This window comes from Bacillus mycoides, assembly GCF_018742245.1.
GTDB classification, from domain to species: Bacteria; Bacillota; Bacilli; order Bacillales; family Bacillaceae_G; genus Bacillus_A; species Bacillus_A cereus_U.
Genome location: NZ_CP036132.1, coordinates 2,964,191 through 2,981,486 on the forward strand (window position 1 = coordinate 2,964,191; position 17,296 = coordinate 2,981,486).

A 17,296-nucleotide genomic window follows, 5' to 3' on the forward strand; every position below is an offset into this window, starting at 1 on the left:
TTTTGTCAAATGATACGTGTTTCCAATCGCTCAAAATCGAAACTACTAGTTCTTGCAAACGCCATTCTCGCAAACTGGACCAGCTTCGGCTGAAGTAGGATTCAGCACGGCCAGTGACTGTGATTCAGCCCATGTTTTCTCAAGCGCTTCGAGAAACACATTCGCCGGCTGCGCACCGGAAATAGCATATTTGCGATCGATGACATAAAACGGTACGCCACTTACACCCAAACGAATGCCCTCGAGATGATCCGCTCGCACTTCATCGGTGAACTGCTCGCTTTTCAGCATCTCCTCTGTAGCTTTCGGATCAAGTCCTACTTCAGCGGCAATCGCAATCAACGTTTCATGACGGCCGACATGCTTACATTCGGTAAAATAGACTTTGAACAACAGCTCAGCTACCTCATTATTTTTGCCATGCTGCGCCGCAAAGTGAAGCAGACGGTGAGCGTCTAACGTATTTGTCAGCTGAAGCGTATCAAATCTAAGGTCCAAACCATCTTCTTCAGCCTGTTTGGCAAGCTTCTCGTGTATCTCCTTTGCTGCTTCACGGCTCATTCCAGACCTAGTGGAAAGCGCATCGTACGCATCATATTCCGTATCTTTCTTCGCATTTTCATTCAGTTGAAAGCTTTTATAAACAATTTGCACTTGATCTTTATGAGCAAATTGCTCAAGTCCTGCTTCGATACGACGTTTCCCAATATAACAGAATGGACAAGCAATGTCTGACCACACTTCTACTTTCATTTAAAAACCCCCTTTATACTGCAACCACGTCTCAACTTGGTTGACTATATTATGCATAGTACAATAACCTTTTGAATAAAGCCAATTAAGTTGACTTTATTCAAGAGGTTATTATGTACTTTGGTGCGACTAATTAAAAAAGATATATAAAGACGTAGATTTTTCGTTTCGCTATATTTTATATTCTCCATTTTTATCACTCGAACTTTAGCTCTGCAACTGAATATAGAGCTGTTTTTTCAACAGAAGCCGAAATGGAAGGATGTATTTGCTGAAAGCCTATCTTTCGTACGTTGATTTTTCGTCATGGCTTTGCATGGCATATTGGCACACTTTAGATTGAACTTGCTGTTCCTCCGCCACCGTTGTACGTGTTGTGACTTTACATTTACAATGGAAGGCACAAATAATAAAATTAAACTAATCAAAAGACGTGGTTTTGGCTATAGAAATGACAGTCATTTCTTCTTACGACTTCGCTTGGAAACTGGGTGTTGATTTTGTCACCCCGACTTTTGGTGATGAACCTAAAAAAGAGGCACAGAGATTTCTCCCCATGCCTACTAATTAGCTACTTCTTCACCGCATGAACATAATGTACCGTCTCAAAAGCTTCTAAATAATCGTTTCGTCCTTCAAAATATAATTTATTTATATCCTCTGGTGATAAGTGCTCATAAATGAGTAAGCCCGCCTTCTCTAACAGTACTTCCATTTCGGTATAAGAATAACACGCTGTCATCGGTTCTCCACCTACCGAAGCCATTTTCACCATTTTTTCAACTCGATTGGACAGCCCTTTTTCTGTAAATAAGTTTTCATCCGGATAATCGAAAACGATAGAACTTCCTACTGGAACCATTTTGAATAAATATTCTATTAAACTGGAAAGTTCCTCTTTCATTAAATAATACGTAACCCCTAACAAGCTGAAGAAAGTCTTTTTATTTTCAAATCCTTCATTTATTAATTCTTGTTTAGAGAAATCCTTAGTGAAATCCATTGAAACAAAATGAAGATTATTTGGAACTTCAAGTTCTGCTTCTTTTATTCTTTCCTTCTTAAACTGCTGTGTAGAAGGATGATCTACTTCAAATATTTCTATATTATTCTCTAATTCTCGGTGTCTAAAACTGAACGTGTCTAAGCCTGCACCGAGTATGACGTATTGCTTTGCTCCTAATACCATCTCATTTAGCAATACTCTTTCACAATAGGCTGCACGTGCTAAAGGTGTTGGTGACAACTGAACTTGCGTAATCCATTTTAATATTTCATTTGGATTATCTTGAAACTGCTCTGCAATATCTTTATTGAAAAAATGTATCCCTTGAACCATGTTCATTTCAATATTTTTACGCTCTTTTTGTGAAATTAAATCTTTAGCTACATAATCATCAAAGATTTTAGGACTATCAAACTCACTATGATACGCCCTCCCGAAAGCTGATACTAACGACGTTACACTTGCTTCACCTTGTTTCATGCACATACACTCCTTCATTTTCACAACAAAAATAGGGTTCCCCTGGCCAGGAGAACCCTATTATACACGTTATTTTTATATTGGTAAATTATAGCATAAATAAGTTTTTTTGTCAAGTTTTCAACCTACTACCACTCCGACAATTTGTGTATTATCTGGCAGGAAGATTTCAATCCACACCGAATACTCCAGATTATAACAATATAAATGGAGGCCATATGAAACGATTAGTCATTATTACAGTAGGAAAAACTACATTTGCAAAAGAGCTAGAAAAAGAGGTACCTAACTCTTTCATTATGGATCAAGACAACCAAGCTGAATTTATTAACACATATTATGAAAAATTACAGCCGACAGAAGGAACGAATACACTAAAGCATGGTCTTTCAAAATTCATTGTTGATTATGCAAATGAATATACAAATTTATACTTTATTATCTGTAATTCCAATCGCAACAAAAACGGAAGATTATATTTACTAAATGAAGTGTTTCCACAAAATGAATATGTACGTATATTAGTTCATTTTGACATTCCAGATGATGTACTTTATGAAAGAATGGCTCGTAGTAAGCGAAATACAAATATATTTAGAGGTAACTATTCCAGTTTCGAGGAAGTATTCGTTCGGCAACAAGCTGAATCTCAACATGAAAATGTAGTAGATCCTGTAGAAAATGAAGCTGATTATTTGTTTGTTATTAACGATAGTGAGGAAGTGAAATCTACTATAAAGGAAATCGTTCATATCTTTGAAGGTCTGTCCCTCATAGGTTAATCCCTTTTAGTCCCCTACCCCATAGCTAAGAAAAAAAGTTTAATAATCACAGATTATTATGCAAATGCTTCCTCTGGGCATCACACATGGTATATAATGATATAATAATCTGCTTTTATATGCTCAATTTTACACAATAGAGTGCATTCATAGGAAAGAGGTACAAAAATATGAAAACAAAACAAACAATCGCTGCGTCTACACTGGCTTTAGCAATTATTGCGGGATCTACCCCTACTCATGCAGAAGTAAATGATGCTACTCCCCAGCAAAGTACTGGAGATCGCTTAGCTGAGATTAAGCAACATAGACAAGAGTTAGATGCGAAATTGCAGCAGCACAAAGAAAATGTGGATCAAACGTTAAATGAACTTAACCAAGTTAAGCAAACTGTCGATGAAAAAGCGAATGAACTGCATCAACATAAACAAGTAGCAGATGAAAAAATCGGCGAGATTAAACAACAGAAACAAGAGTTAGATGCAAAACTTCAGCAAGACAAACAAATCGCCGAGGATAAAATCACTGAAATTAAAGAGCATAAAAAACAAGTAGATGAAAAAGTTGCTGAAATTAAAGAGCATAAGCAAACTGTTGATGAAAAGGTTAACGAGATTAAAGAGCATAAACAAACTGTCGATGAAAAAGTGAATGAAATTAAGCAGCATAAAGAAAACATCGATGCAAAGGTTAATGAACTTAAGAAAGTTAAAAAACATGTAGATGAAACATTAGCTGAGTTAAAGAAAGCAAAACAAACTGCTGAGGACAAACTTGCTGAAATTAAAGAAAATAAGCCGAATACCGGTAACACGTTAGAGGAACTTAAGAAAATTAAACAAAATTTAGATAGTCTTTCATCTAACTTAGAACTAGCTAAACAAGATATAAAAAACAAACTAGCTGAATTACAAGAAGCTAGACAAGATTTACTAAATAAAATAAACGAAATGAAACAAGCGAAACAAACTGTTTCAGACGATTTAACACAGAAAAAACAAGACTTAGATATTAAAATAAACGATTTTAAACATACTGAGAAAAAAATTGATGACAAATTAGCTGAGATACATACAACAAAGCAAAATGTAGATAACAAGATTAATGAAGTATCACAACCTAAACCAACGACAGCGAATAATAACAATACGAATGTTCCAGCGAAAAACACTGCTAGAGAACTTCCTAACGCTGGTAGTGAGCAATCAAGTAACGTTCCACTCGGAATGTTATCTGTCTTAGGCGGCGTTTTATTACTTTCTCGCAATAAAATTAAAACGTTATTCTCAAAATAATGCTATTATAACTATCTTAAATTATTAATAAAAAGGACAACAGCGTTTATATGTACTGTTGTCCTTTTTCATTGTTTAATTTTGTATTAACTGCCCATCTCTAAGCGTCAATATACGATCACATACATCAAGCATTCTTTCATCATGTGTAATCATAATTGCTGCTTTTTGACTTTCTTTCACTTCACGTTTCATCATTTCCACAACTTCACGTGCGCGTTTTGAGTCTAAGCTTGCAGTTGGTTCATCAGCTAATATTAAATCTGGATTGTTCATGAAAGCACGAGCGATTGCTACCCTTTGTTTTTCCCCACCAGATAATTGATTTGGATAATGAGTTTTTCTTTCGCCTAATCCAAATGCCGCTAATAAGTGATCCGCACGTTTTTCAGATTCTTGTTTGTTGTCTTTTTTTAGCTTTGCAATGTAAAGCAATTGTTCTTTTACATTTAAATATGGAACAAGATTTGCAAACTGGAAAATGAAGCCAATTTTTTTCAAACGAATGTCTGTCATTTCCTTTTCTGATAACTTCGTAATATTTTTCTCACGAATGTAAATATCCCCTTTTGACGGTGATAGTAAAGCACCCGCGATTGATAATAACGTACTTTTCCCTGATCCAGAAGGACCGACGATTCCGATAAACTCTCCAGCTTTCACATCAAGCGACATCGGATGAAGGGCTGTTACTTCAGTATTCCCTTCTCCGTACACTTTACTTACTTTGTCTAATTTTAATAATGAAGTCATTACATCCCGCCTCCAATTGCTTCTAACGCATCAACTTTTAATACTTGATATAACGAAATAAGTGTTCCTAAAATACTAATTACGATAAAGATTGCTGCATATTGTGCAATCATCGGTGTTGTTAATAAGAACGGCATACCTGCTGGTAAAATTTGTTCTAACCCTTGTACAAGAACAATACTGATTATCATCGCAACGACTGATAAGAATAACGCCTGTACGACTAAGCTATTTGCTAAATAAGAATTTTTCGTACCGATTGCTTTTAATACACCTAATTGCTGTGTTTTTTGTAATGTAATTACGTAGAAGAATACACCAATTAGTAACGCTGCGATAACAAGTAAGAACGCAATAATCATCGTTAATGTTCCTTGTTCTTCTTTAAATCCTGGAATACTTTGTAATACTTCTTTTTTGTCGATAACATGTGCATTTTTAATGTCTTTATCTGTATTAAGCGCAATTGCACTATAATCTTTTTGATTTGGTTGAGAGATAGCGCCCCATACGTCTTCATTTACATAAACGACTGGTGTATGGCTAAACATTTGATCTTTCGTAAATCCAACGATTTTAAATTCTTTCTTTGAAACAGGATCAATAATTGTATCTCCAATATCGATTCCTTTTTCTTTAATTGATTCATCAGCAACCATTTCGTTGTTTGCTGTACCTAATTTCTCACCTTTTACAATTTTCGGCTCTAAAAATGAATCACGTTCACTTGAGAAAATAGCAACATCCACTTTTTTTGAACTATCTTTCTTTTCATAAGTTGAAATTTTTACACGAAACGGAACGGCCTCTTTCTCGCCTACTTGATTTACTACGTTATCTACATCATCTTGCTTAATTTGTGAACGAAGTAATTTATTTTCCGCATCATCCGCTAATACAAATTTATTTGCCTCCATATTTTGAATCGATGAAGCATTATCATATGATAATCCATTTGCTAATCCTGAAATGACAAGGACTAAAAATGATAATAACACCATAATAAGTCCGATTAATCCATATCTTAATTTTGATTGTTTTAATTCACGCAGAGCTAAAAACATTTCGCTCGCTCCTTCCTATTACTTTCTATGCACTTATCATAAAAAAGAAATATGAACGGAGTATGAACAGAAGATTACAGAAGAAAGATTAAATTTTCGGAAAGTATTGAAAATAATCAAAATCCTTGATACAATTCAGTCAAATAATATTGACCGAGTAATTTAATTCAAGGAGTTGATTATGTTGAAGCCCGTGTTAACACTAACTACTTATAGCCAACTAAAAGCATTAAGCGATCCACTACGTGCCGAAATGATGATACGTCTATGCGAACGTCCTTATACTGGACAATTACTTTCTGAGAAATTCGGCATTTCAAGGGCGAAAATTCATTATCATTTAAAAGAATTAGAGAAGAATGGGCTTATAGAGATCGTTTACACCGAAGAAAAGAATGGCATCGTTCAAAAGTTTTATCAATCTGTTGCTAAAGGCTTCACTCCTGCCGCAGATCTATTACCTCATTTAGAAATATTAAGCGAATCAGGTCGCCAAATCTTTTTACAAATGATAGAAAGAACAAAAAGACAAATTCTCGCTGCACCAGAAGAAGCTTTTACATTACGAAATGCAAGTGAAGACCCAACTGAGTGGAATTACGTTTCATCCTGCTGGGAATTTGATGCTACGCCAGAACAATTTCAATTGTGGGTGAAAAAGTTTCATGAATTAATGGCTGAATTAAACGAAATCACAAAAGGTGCAGATAAAAATCCAAATAGTAAACCTTATTATATTTCTACTACTGCACTTCAAATCGCTGAGAGAACAATGCAGCAATTTGTTAAAGAAGAAGAAAAATCGTAATACGATTTTTTTTACCGAGACGGTCAAATTTATTTTACCGAATAAATTTATTATAAAGGAGTAGATTAAATGGACGTATTAAAAAACCGGAATTTCCTCTTATTATTTTTAGGGAGAATTTTTACAAACATAGGAGATAGTTTGTATTATGTAGCAGCGATGTGGCTCGTATATGAACTTAGTGGTAATCCTTTTTATTCTGGATTGGCTGGTTTCCTTACATTATTACCTTCTGCATTACAATTTCTTACTGGTCCATTCGTTGATAGATGGTCAATAAAAAACACCCTCGTCATCACACAAGTTCTGCAATGCATTCTTATATTAATCATTCCTATTACACACTACTTCGACCTATTAACAGTTCAACTACTACTCATCGTTATGCCCATCGTAGCCTTTATCGAACAATTCGCCTATCCCGCACAATCAAAAGCTTTACCACTTCTACTGCATAAAACACAATTATTAAAAGGAAATTCACTCTTCTCATTTGCTTATCAAGGCATCGATTTAATTTGTACGACTCTTTCTGGAATATTAGTAGCACTACTTGGTGCCATTACTTTATATGTGATTGACTCCTTTACATTCGCAATTACTGCCCTTTTATTCTTTTCATTAAAAATGCCGAAACAAGCAGAAGCCAATACATCGCTTTCCACTAAACAATATTTCTCTGATTTAAAAGAAGGCTTTTCAATCGTCTTTCGTTCATTAATGGGCGTCTTCTTAATCGGTTCAGTTGTCGCTAATTTTTCAATTGGTATGACGATGGCGATACTTCCTTCTTTCGCTGATTCTTTAGGAGGCGTGAAATTATATGGCTTCTTTTTAGCCGCTATATCAGCCGGCAGTTTAATCGGAGCACTATTCAGTTCATGGGTTGGTAAACATAACGTTGGCCGTGTCTCCATTATTAGCTTTGCGACTAGCGCTTTCTTTTGGTTTCTCTCTACGCTTGTACCGTTTCAATGGTTATCCATTTTTTTATTCGGCTTAGCTTGGATACCAATTGGTGCGACCAACATATTATTTGCGACAATTGGTCAAATTGTAATTCCAAACCAGTATCTTGGGCGCATCAACTCAGTCACACGAAGCATAGGTACAATCGCTATGCCGCTTGGTTCTTTAATTGGCGGATACACTGCGAATGTATTTAGTAGCCAACTCATTTTCGCGCTCGCTAGCATCGGGGTTTTATTTATTTCTCTCGTATGGCTACTTCATCCGAAATTACGGGCTTTGCCGAAAGCTGATGAAATTACAGCGGATACTTTTGAGCTTCGGTTTAAGGAAGAACATACTAAGGGGGCAGCTTTATAACAAAAAAAAGAGGCCGTTCCAAAACAGCCTCTTCCTTTTCATTTATTTCGGAAGCTCAACCTGAACAGTCGTCCCTTCCCCTTTCGTGCTATATACCGAAACGTTTCCGTTATGAAGTTCGACGATTTTCTGTACGATGGATAATCCTAATCCACTACCTTCTACGTTTCTTGCCCTTGCTGTATCTACTTTGTAAAAACGATCAAATATACGGTCCATTTCTTCTTTTTCCATGCCGATTCCGTTGTCTGATATAGAGATCATAACGCTAGATTCTAATTCTTCTACAACAAATTCAATCGTATCGCCATCGTTTGAAAACTTAATGCTATTCGTAAAAATATTGCTCCATACTTGATGCAGTAAGTTTTCATCACCTTTTATAGTGATGTCCGGTACATCAAATTCGACGGCTATATCTTTTTCACGCCATTTCCATTCGAGCATAAAAATGACGTCTTTAATTTGTTTTTGTAAGTGAAACTCTTTAATTTGTAGAACTTTTTCTTCTTTATCTAATGAAGCGAGCGTAAGTAACTGTTTACATAAACTAGACATCCGCTTACTTTCACCCTCAATAATTTTCAAGTAACGTTTTCTTTCCTCTTCACTCATATTCTCCGATTGTAATGTTTTCGAAAAACCTTGTATCGAAGAAAGTGGAGATTGAAATTCATGAGAAACGTTCGAAACGAACTCTTGTCTCATTTGATCTAATTCTTTAATACTTTTCGTCATCTTTTGAAAATTAGTTGCCAGTGTACCAATTTCATCTTTTCGGTTTTCATCTAATTCGATATCATATTCACCACTTGCAATCTTTTGAGTCGCTTTCGTAAATGTTCGAATTGGACGAACGATATAACCTGCTGCAATCGCTATAAAAATGATACTTAATACAACGATGAAACTAAGTAATACCGCTAGAAAAATTCTCATCTCACCAAATTGTTGCTGAATGTCAGGGCGAATGAATAAAGCGTACTGTTTATCACCGTGTTTTAATGGGACACCGACACTATTAATTAATTCATTATCGAAAAACCCTGTAATGAACAAGCGGGTTGGATATGTGGAAACGCCATTAAACGTTTCACCTTGCAATACTTTATGAACTGTATCATCACTAATTGTTATCTTACGAAACGCATTCCCAATACGCTTTCCATGATTTTCGTCATCTACAATATAAATTTCATATCCTAATTTCGCAATAGACTGTAAGTATGCCTCTTTATTCTCTTCACTTTGCTTTTCATATAATGATTTTACTTCCTCAGCATACATTAAAATCTTTTCACTATTGTACGGTTTTAACTTCACTTGATAATATACATTCGTTAATAAAAAGCCAATTATACTACTAAGTAGCATAATCCCGACCGTCATAAAAACAAATCTAGAATACAATGATTTCATCTTATTTCAACTCCAACTTATAACCGAGTCCACGTACTGTTGTAATTTGAAAATCATCTGTTCGTTTTGAGAAACGATCTCTAAGTCGCTTCACATGAACATCAACCGTTCGTTCATCCCCTTCAAAATCCATTCCCCATACTAACTCAATTAATTCTTCTCTTGAAAATGTTCTTCCAGGATAACTAGCAAGTTGCGATAATAATTCAAATTCCTTCAGTGGTAATAAAATCGTCTGACCGTTACACTTCACTTCAAACCCTTTTCGGTCAATTGTCGTCCCGTGCAGCGTAATAATATCAGCACTCAGCATTTGATAACGACGCAATAATGCTTTCATGCGGAAAATTACTTCAGCTGGTTCAAATGGTTTCACAATATAATCGTCCGTGCCAGAAATGAATCCTTTTTCTTTATCAACTAACTGATCTTTTGCAGTTAATAATATAACAGGTATATCATGATACTTCCTGATTTCTTCACATAACGTATAGCCATCAATAAACGGCATCATAATATCCACTATCGCAAGATGAATATTTTCTTTCTCTAATATGCCTTGAGCTACCTTCCCATCTTCAGCCTCAAAAACTTTAAACCCCTCTTTTTGTAAATGGTAATGTAACAACTCTCTAATATGCTTGTCATCATCAGCTAATAAAATATGTATCATCTTCATTAAACCCTCTCTTGTTCATCCTTCTACATTCTTACATTAAGAAACAATTGGATTTTTTGCAAGAAAAAGAAAAACAAACTGCTATTTGTTTTTTTGAATAAGAGTTGATAAATAGTAATCTTTACGCCAACATTTTACTGTACATAAAAAGAATCTATTTTGAAAAAAGATGATTCAAAATAGATTCTTGCATTTTAGTATTCAGATTTTTTTAATAAAAAACAATTTCTAAGCCTTCGAAATATCAACAAATCCTTCTCCAAATACGTCACGAACATCGTGTATAGCGATGAACGCAGCCGGATCCGTAGTTTGAACAATCCGTTTTAGCTTCACTACTTCTTGCTTATTAATAACAATATAAAGAATTTCCTTCGGAGTTTTCGTGTAATAGCCATGACCTGAGTACACGGTAACCCCTCTGCCCATTAAGGTAGTCACCTTCCCGGCAATTTCATTCGGGTTATCAGAAATAATCGTAATAGCCTTTTTCGGATTTAAACCTTCAATTACAAATTCCATCACTTTCGTTCCTACATATAGCATAATAATTGTCAGCATCAGTTTTTCTGCACCAATGATGAAATAAGATGAAAACGCAACAATTAGATCGAAGAACAATAGACCATAACTAATGCTCCAGCCTAAATACTTATGTGTCATCCTTGCTAAGATGGTAGTACCTGCTGTTGTTCCGCCAACACGAATAATTAGACCAATCCCGCATCCGATAAATATTCCTCCGAAAATGGCATTTACGAGCATTTCATCCGAAGTAATATACCAGCCCTCTGTCAAATGAAGAAATAGCGAGTTAGTAACTACGGCAATGATCGTATAAATTGTTGTTATCTTATTCAAAAATTTATAGCCAGCTATTAACAAAAACGCGTTTAGAATTAAGTTGACTAAGCCTGGTGACCATTCAAATAAATAGTAGGTAATAATCGTGATACCCGTTACCCCGCCTTCACCAAACTCGTTCGGGATAACAAACAAATTCACACCTAATGCAAAAAGGAATGCACCAATAATAATAAAAATAATGTCTGTCGTTCTTTTCTTCATACAGTACCTCACTTCTTATGTAAATATTTATTCTGTCATAAACTCTCACCATTATATCGTGGAATATTCAAATCGAACAGTGGTTTGTTTTTATTTTAATATAGGATGATAAACAAACTTTTCCTATATCCACATGTAATTAAAAAAGTAAAACAACTGTATTTATTATGTACTACAAATAAAATTTTGATTTCACACGCAATTGACGCTTAAAAATGAATATGAACACTCACTCACACCAACTTCGAATACAAAACAAATAGGCGAAGCTATAGAATAGACTTCGCATCAAACATGTGATCACAGAGATTTATATGAGATTTTATATTCATACATTCCAGAAATAAATTTACTTATCTTTCTCCATATATTTTTTAATCTTTCGTTCTTCCCACTCTTTTCCGAATATCCCAAATGGAAAAGTTGTCAAACCGTGTATAACGATACCGATCCCCCAACCTCCAAGTGGATATAAAAACCATAATTTGCTTGAATCAGAGCTTACATTTATAAAAAAAAGCATTAAGTTAACTAGTATATAAACCGTTAAATGAATGTAAAACGCTTTTAAATTTTCCACCCTTTTTTTAGCTCGTAAATAAATCTCATCTCGCTCCATATATAAACACCTCTTTCATTATTGTATTTTTTAAACTCGCTCCGATTTAAACATCATATTCTAATCGAAAATCCCTTATTCTCAAAAAATACAAAAGAAAAAAGTACCGAGCAAATCGTCATACACATGATCATTTGCTCGGTACTCCGTGATACATTTGTTATTTACAGAAGTCTAATTAAGACCAAATCCAAACATCATCATTATTTTCAACGTTGCTCTTTACCTCATGAACTTTTTCAATGTTGTCCGTTGTGTTCCAGTTAATAGAACTTCCGCCCCAGCCCACATACTTCATATCAATTTTTACTTTCTCACCCGTATTAAATACTTGTCCCTTTGTTAAGAAAACATCAATAATAACTTTCTTCCCATTTATCGATGGATACTCAACTACGACATATTTAGTAGAAACGTCTCCGTCTTCTTTCATGTGCATGCCTAATTTATTTGACGTATTTTCAACTGTATTTGCAATCATATATTCCGTAAAATTACGCATCATAGATCCAGTAGCTTTAACCTCATCCCCTACTTTCACATTTGAAAGGGAATCCATATACACACTAACAGGTTCTTCATATTGCTTAGATTTTACGACAATTACACCTTTATCTACTTCTATTACTCGTCCTTCTAACGTCGAGAAATTCGACTCAATAGAAGCCGCACTCGCTTTTGACAGTTCTAATCCTGGTAAATTCGTTCCTGATAATGCTGCGATCCCTAAAGCACCTGCTAAAATTAATTTTTTCATACCCATTATGAAACATCTCCATTCATGATGATTTTATTTTTTCGATTGGATACGACCAACATGTAACCATTATAGTTACACGTTATAAAGAATAGCAATCACTTTTCTCATGCAATGTTACATACTGTATTTTTCAAATATTCAGTAATATAACTAGATTCTCGAATTACAAAAGTTGATTCAAAGCTAAGATAACCTTATGAGCACGGTATAAAGAAATTAAAAGCAGTTTTCGGTCTTAAAGTTAGCGAATACCTTTATAAAAACTCAATCAAAATCTATTCAACCAATTGAAAAAATGGCTTTTGTCGAAATTTATTTTTATAAAATTCAAATTTCAAGGAGGTTTTACAAAATCTTACACAGAATCATTCGTATATCGTAATGTAATTGGTAATTTTTTACGATTCATTTCATTTTATCTACCACGTTTAGACAAAATGGAAAAAACAATACAAAAGGAGAGATATAGATTGAAAAGAAAAATTGGTACAGCTGTTGTAGGATTATCAGTACTTGGTTTTGGTCTTTTTGGTGTAAACATTGGGGATGGAGGCATTGTAAAAGCTGAACACGGCGATGTTCCTGCTCCGAAATTAGAAAATCATGGTGACTACGGCGGCGCTCCTGCTTATGATCATGGAAGACCTCCAGCTCCGAAATTAGATTCACATGGAGATTCATGGGCTCCTGCCTTTAATATTGGCGATACGCCTGCTCCGAAACTAGAAGCACATGGGGAAACAGCACCAAAGTTAGATGCCCGTGGCGACACTGGTGGGGCTCCTGCCTATAACATCGGGGATACTCCTTCTCCTAAACTAGATTCACACGGCAATACTGGCGGTGCTCCTGCTTATAATATTGGTGAGGGCGGCGGTGCTCCGAAGCAAGAGGGGCATGAACATTTTCCAACTCCGAAACTAGAAGCTCACGGTGAAACTATTTAACACAAAAACCCTAGCCATGTAGCTAGGGTTTTACCTTCTCATCCTATTCACATCTCATGCAAACTTTCTCAACTTTTATTTTAGTACTGTGCATGTGACATCATTTTATTAAGATTCTATAGTCGATCGTGGTCCCGTTTCTCCCTAAAAAATAGCCAGCACCATAAAAACACATGGACTGACAGGTTTTATCCATCTATAAAATTCAGAATATTATTTATCAATAAAAAATTACAAATAATCACTTTTAATTGTGTTACCATTATAGTTGCAACTATATAAAAGAATATAAAGGGGGGCTATTATGAACATTTCATTAAAGGGACATACATATACAACAAAACATTTAGAAGCTTGGTACCATGCAATCTTAACGCAAAACGTTAAGGAAGCACAAGTTCAGTTTCAAGAAGCTACAAAAGAACATGAGGAAATGCTTTTGAAAGAAACCGAAACAATTCCACTCTATCATTTATATTACGCATTACTCCAGTTCCGACATACAGCTCTGACAGATGGACTATCAATCACGAAAGATAGTTTTCAAATCATAGAAGACCAGGAAAAACCAGAAGATAAACACTTATCTTATCTATATCATTATTATAAAGCGATTCATTTTGCAGCAATTAATCATTATCAAGAAGCAGAAGAATATTTCTTAAAAGCACAGGCACTTTTATCCGGACACAGTCAGATTGAACAGGCTGATTTCTATTACCGATACGCAGCTTATCATTGTCACCAACAACAACCGAGTTTTGCGATTGTAAATGCTTCTAAAGCATTAGAAATTTTTGAAACGCAACACGGATGTGAAAGAAATATTTCTTCCTGTTTAAGTGTACTTGGTGCTTCTTATGTAGACGTTGGACATTTTGAACAAGCTGAAGAAAGCTATAACAAAGCGTTAGATATTCTCCAGAAATTAAATGAAGAATCATTACAACTGTATGTACGCGGTAACCTAGGACATTTATACGCTAGCCAGAATCTATCTGAAGAAGCGATTCGTCACTTGACACAGGTCGTTGAAAAAATCCCTTCTCACTACAAAGCTATATTCTTACTTGCACAAGAACATGAAAAATTAGGACATACAGAAAAAGCGAACGATTACATTAAAATAGGAAATCAAATCGTGTCTAACTTAGATAATGAAGAGCACAAACATCACTTTGCTATATTAGAAGCTTTCATGAATCAAACTGAATTAGACAAAATTGAACCGATTGTTTTAGAAGGAATTGAATACTTCACTAAAGAATCTTTATATATATTTGTTTCTGAGTATCTTGAAAAGCTAGCTCTTGCGTTTTATAACAAACAACAACATGAGAAAGCAAGTTTATACTTCTTTAATAGTACAGTAGCAAAAAAATCAAATGAAAGAGGGTTAAAGAAATGAAAAAAACAATTGGTAAAATCGCTTTAGGTATTGCATTTACGGGTATTGCTGCATTTGGCTTAAACGCAGGTTTCACGAACCAAGCTGGACATACTCACTTCCCATCTCCACCAGCTCCTTCTTTTTCTGAGGGACATACTGGAGGCGCTCCTGCTTATAGTATAGGCGACGGCGGCGGCGCCCCTGCTAATTCTGAACATGGTACAGGTATTTAAGTTACCAAAATTGAAATCTATTTAGTTTTCAATTTCCATATCTATACGGAAACCATTCAATTTAGCAAATATTATGTATTCCATTGTGCTACACTGTAACCGAGAGAAATCTCCAATACATATGTGGTTTTCAAGTCTAAAAAAATACACCTATTAATTAGGTGTATTTTTATTTTACCTCTCTACCTAATAATCAAAGAATAATCCCCGAAAAACTCCCCTTCAATACTTCTTTTTCAAGTTGGTTCATACATGTAAACATCGCAATAATCTTTGTCCGATTTTTTTCATCGGGTTCAAATTGTTCAATTGTTACGTCACAACGAATCGTATCACCGCTAAAAACGGGACGTAAAAATTCAAAATCCATCTTGCGAGCTAATACATTATGATCACCGCCAACTTTCGTAGGAAGCGTTGATGTTAAAAGACCTTGTACAACAAATCGTCCTTGTTCATCTGGTGTAATATGATGAATTCCCTCATCCCTAGATACTTCTGTAAATAAAACAACATCTTCTTTTGTAAAAGTTCGCTCAAAGGTGATTTTTTCGCCTACTTGCAATTTCATCGATACCCCTCCTCAAAAACTCTTTTAAAATAAGAAAAACCGAAACTAAAATCAGTTCGGTTTTTCAAAACTAACGAAGTCTATTTACTTTAACGAATGAACAAACAACCCACTGCGCAGTTTCGGTTCGAACCACGTTGATTTTGGTGGCATTACTTCCCCGGCATCTGCGATTGCTAATAAATCTTCCATTGACGTTGGATATAATGCGAATGCCGCTTTATATGCACCGCTGTTCACAAGGCGCTGTAGTTCTTCTAGCCCGCGGATTCCGCCGACAAAATCAATACGGGAATCAGAGCGTGGATCATGTATTTCAAGTACTTGGCTTAATAAATGATCTTGCAGGATAGATACATCTAAACCTCTCACAAGATCGTTCGCATCAAACGTTTCCTCTTTCACAGTAAGCTTATACCACTTCTCGTTTATATACATGCCAAATGATTTTGGTTCATTTGGTTTATATGGAGAAACATTTGCTTCTTCCACATAAAAATATTGTGCAATTTGCTTTAAAAACTGTTCCTCTGATAAGCCATTCAAATCTTTCACAACTCGGTTATAGTCCCAAATTGATAATTCATCGTGAGGGAAGAGAACTGATAAAAAGAAGTTAAACTCTTCTTCTCCTGTGTAATTCGGATATTGTTCTCTTCGCATAAGTCCAACTTTTGCAGCTGATGCCGAGCGGTGATGTCCATCTGCAATGTACAAGTTAGGGATATCATCAAATGCATTTACTAAAGTCGTAATTACTTCTTCATCTGCAATCTTCCACGCAACATGCTCAACGCCGTCTTCTGCTGTAAATTTATAAATTGGCACATGTTCTTCTTTCCAGCTTGCAATTAAACGTTTCACTTCTTCTTTTGTACGATAAGTTAAAAAGATAGGACCCGTATTTGCATCACACACATCTACGTGACGAATGCGATCTAGTTCTTTTTCATGACGCGTTCTTTCATGTTTTTTAATTGTATCGTCTTCATACTCGTCAATCGATGTACAAACGACAAGGCCTGACTGCGTTCTTCCTTGCATCGTCAGTTCATAAATATAAAGCGCTGGCTCTTCATCTTGAACGAACACTTCTTCTTGTATAAATTGCTTTAAATTTTCACCCGCTTTTTCATATACGCGATCATCATACGGTGAAAGTGCTGGATCTAAATCAATTTCTGCTTTATCAACATGTAAGAAAGAATATGGATTCCCTTTTACAACTTCTCTTGCCTCTTCACTATTTAATACATCGTAAGGTAAAGCTGCCACTTGCACAGCTTTTTCTTCTACTGGACGGATGGCCCGAAACGGTCGGATATTTGCCAAGTTCCTCT

The 17,296-nt window shown here is 35.3% G+C and carries 18 protein-coding genes and 1 pseudogene; 8 read left to right on the forward strand and 11 right to left on the reverse strand.

All coding sequences use genetic code 11. From position 1 onward, the window contains the following. Positions 1-45 precede the first annotated feature (45 nt). Positions 46-753, reverse strand: a complete 708-nt coding sequence (locus EXW56_RS15090) for a DsbA family oxidoreductase (protein WP_002199957.1) — start codon at positions 751-753, stop codon at positions 46-48. Between the two features lie 393 nt (positions 754-1,146). Here EXW56_RS15090 and EXW56_RS15095 point away from each other — a divergent pair. Then, positions 1,147-1,251 (forward strand): annotated as a pseudogene (locus EXW56_RS15095) (transposase); the annotation flags it as partial. Positions 1,252-1,324: 73 nt separating this feature from the next. Here EXW56_RS15095 and EXW56_RS15100 read toward each other — a convergent pair. Next, a complete protein-coding gene (locus tag EXW56_RS15100; protein WP_215596722.1) occupies positions 1,325-2,239 on the reverse strand; it encodes a class I SAM-dependent methyltransferase in 915 nt (304 codons plus the stop codon). A gap of 218 nt (positions 2,240-2,457) precedes the next feature. On the opposite strand from EXW56_RS15100, the gene EXW56_RS15105 reads away from it, so the two are divergent. After that, complete coding sequence (locus tag EXW56_RS15105; protein WP_215596723.1) at positions 2,458-3,021, forward strand: ATP-binding protein; 564 nt, start codon at positions 2,458-2,460, stop codon at positions 3,019-3,021. Positions 3,022-3,191: 170 nt separating this feature from the next. Further along, entirely contained in the window at positions 3,192-4,316 is a 1,125-nt protein-coding gene (locus EXW56_RS15110) for an LPXTG cell wall anchor domain-containing protein (RefSeq protein ID WP_215596724.1), read from the forward strand. Between the two features lie 75 nt (positions 4,317-4,391). Here the strand turns inward: EXW56_RS15110 and EXW56_RS15115 are convergent, their stop codons facing one another. Together EXW56_RS15115 and EXW56_RS15120 are read right to left on the reverse strand one after the other, a co-directional pair. Next, complete coding sequence (locus EXW56_RS15115) at positions 4,392-5,069, reverse strand: ABC transporter ATP-binding protein (protein ID WP_131231427.1); 678 nt, start codon at positions 5,067-5,069, stop codon at positions 4,392-4,394. After that, a complete protein-coding gene (locus tag EXW56_RS15120; protein WP_215596725.1) occupies positions 5,069-6,133 on the reverse strand; it encodes an ABC transporter permease in 1,065 nt (354 codons plus the stop codon). The genes EXW56_RS15115 and EXW56_RS15120 overlap by 1 nt, the downstream gene beginning before the upstream one ends. Positions 6,134-6,317: 184 nt before the next feature. Between EXW56_RS15120 and EXW56_RS15125 the strand changes: the two genes are divergently transcribed. Next, a complete protein-coding gene (locus EXW56_RS15125) occupies positions 6,318-6,941 on the forward strand; it encodes an ArsR/SmtB family transcription factor (RefSeq protein ID WP_098988794.1) in 624 nt (207 codons plus the stop codon). Positions 6,942-7,010: 69 nt separating this feature from the next. Beyond that, positions 7,011-8,270 carry an MFS transporter gene (locus EXW56_RS15130; RefSeq protein ID WP_215596726.1) on the forward strand — a complete coding sequence of 420 codons (1,260 nt, stop codon included), beginning with the start codon at positions 7,011-7,013 and terminating at the stop codon, positions 8,268-8,270. A gap of 42 nt (positions 8,271-8,312) precedes the next feature. On the opposite strand, the gene EXW56_RS15135 is transcribed toward EXW56_RS15130, so the two are convergent. The 5 genes from EXW56_RS15135 to EXW56_RS15155 form a co-directional block, all read right to left on the reverse strand. Further along, on the reverse strand, positions 8,313-9,689 hold the full coding sequence (locus EXW56_RS15135; protein WP_215557162.1) for a sensor histidine kinase: 1,377 nt from the start codon (positions 9,687-9,689) through the stop codon (positions 8,313-8,315). A 1-nt stretch (position 9,690) separates the two neighbouring features. Further along, positions 9,691-10,368 (reverse strand): response regulator transcription factor, encoded by a 678-nt coding sequence (locus tag EXW56_RS15140; protein ID WP_002066188.1) that lies wholly within the window; start codon positions 10,366-10,368, stop codon positions 9,691-9,693. Between the two features lie 228 nt (positions 10,369-10,596). After that, complete coding sequence (locus EXW56_RS15145) at positions 10,597-11,436, reverse strand: YitT family protein (RefSeq protein WP_016105375.1); 840 nt, start codon at positions 11,434-11,436, stop codon at positions 10,597-10,599. A 349-nt stretch (positions 11,437-11,785) separates the two neighbouring features. Next, a complete protein-coding gene (locus EXW56_RS15150) occupies positions 11,786-12,055 on the reverse strand; it encodes a 2TM domain-containing protein (RefSeq protein WP_215557163.1) in 270 nt (89 codons plus the stop codon). 178 nt (positions 12,056-12,233) lie between these two features. Next, complete coding sequence (locus tag EXW56_RS15155; RefSeq protein WP_215596727.1) at positions 12,234-12,818, reverse strand: hypothetical protein; 585 nt, start codon at positions 12,816-12,818, stop codon at positions 12,234-12,236. Positions 12,819-13,285: 467 nt separating this feature from the next. On the opposite strand from EXW56_RS15155, the gene EXW56_RS15160 reads away from it, so the two are divergent. From EXW56_RS15160 to EXW56_RS15170, 3 genes are all read left to right on the forward strand, one after another. Then, the gene (locus EXW56_RS15160) at positions 13,286-13,762 is read left to right on the forward strand and encodes a hypothetical protein (RefSeq protein WP_215596728.1); all 477 of its coding nucleotides are present in this window, start codon (positions 13,286-13,288) and stop codon (positions 13,760-13,762) included. 304 nt (positions 13,763-14,066) lie between these two features. Beyond that, positions 14,067-15,170, forward strand: coding sequence for a tetratricopeptide repeat protein (locus tag EXW56_RS15165; RefSeq protein ID WP_204209369.1), 1,104 nt, complete (start codon positions 14,067-14,069; stop codon positions 15,168-15,170). Next, positions 15,167-15,385, forward strand: coding sequence for a hypothetical protein (locus EXW56_RS15170; RefSeq protein WP_078181087.1), 219 nt, complete (start codon positions 15,167-15,169; stop codon positions 15,383-15,385). Before EXW56_RS15165 ends, EXW56_RS15170 begins: the two co-directional genes overlap by 4 nt. Positions 15,386-15,578: 193 nt before the next feature. On the opposite strand, the gene EXW56_RS15175 is transcribed toward EXW56_RS15170, so the two are convergent. Beyond that, positions 15,579-15,956, reverse strand: a complete 378-nt coding sequence (locus EXW56_RS15175) for a hotdog family protein (protein ID WP_002013746.1) — start codon at positions 15,954-15,956, stop codon at positions 15,579-15,581. A gap of 84 nt (positions 15,957-16,040) precedes the next feature. Then, a complete protein-coding gene (locus EXW56_RS15180; RefSeq protein WP_215596729.1) occupies positions 16,041-17,288 on the reverse strand; it encodes a DUF1015 domain-containing protein in 1,248 nt (415 codons plus the stop codon). Positions 17,289-17,296 lie beyond the last annotated feature (8 nt).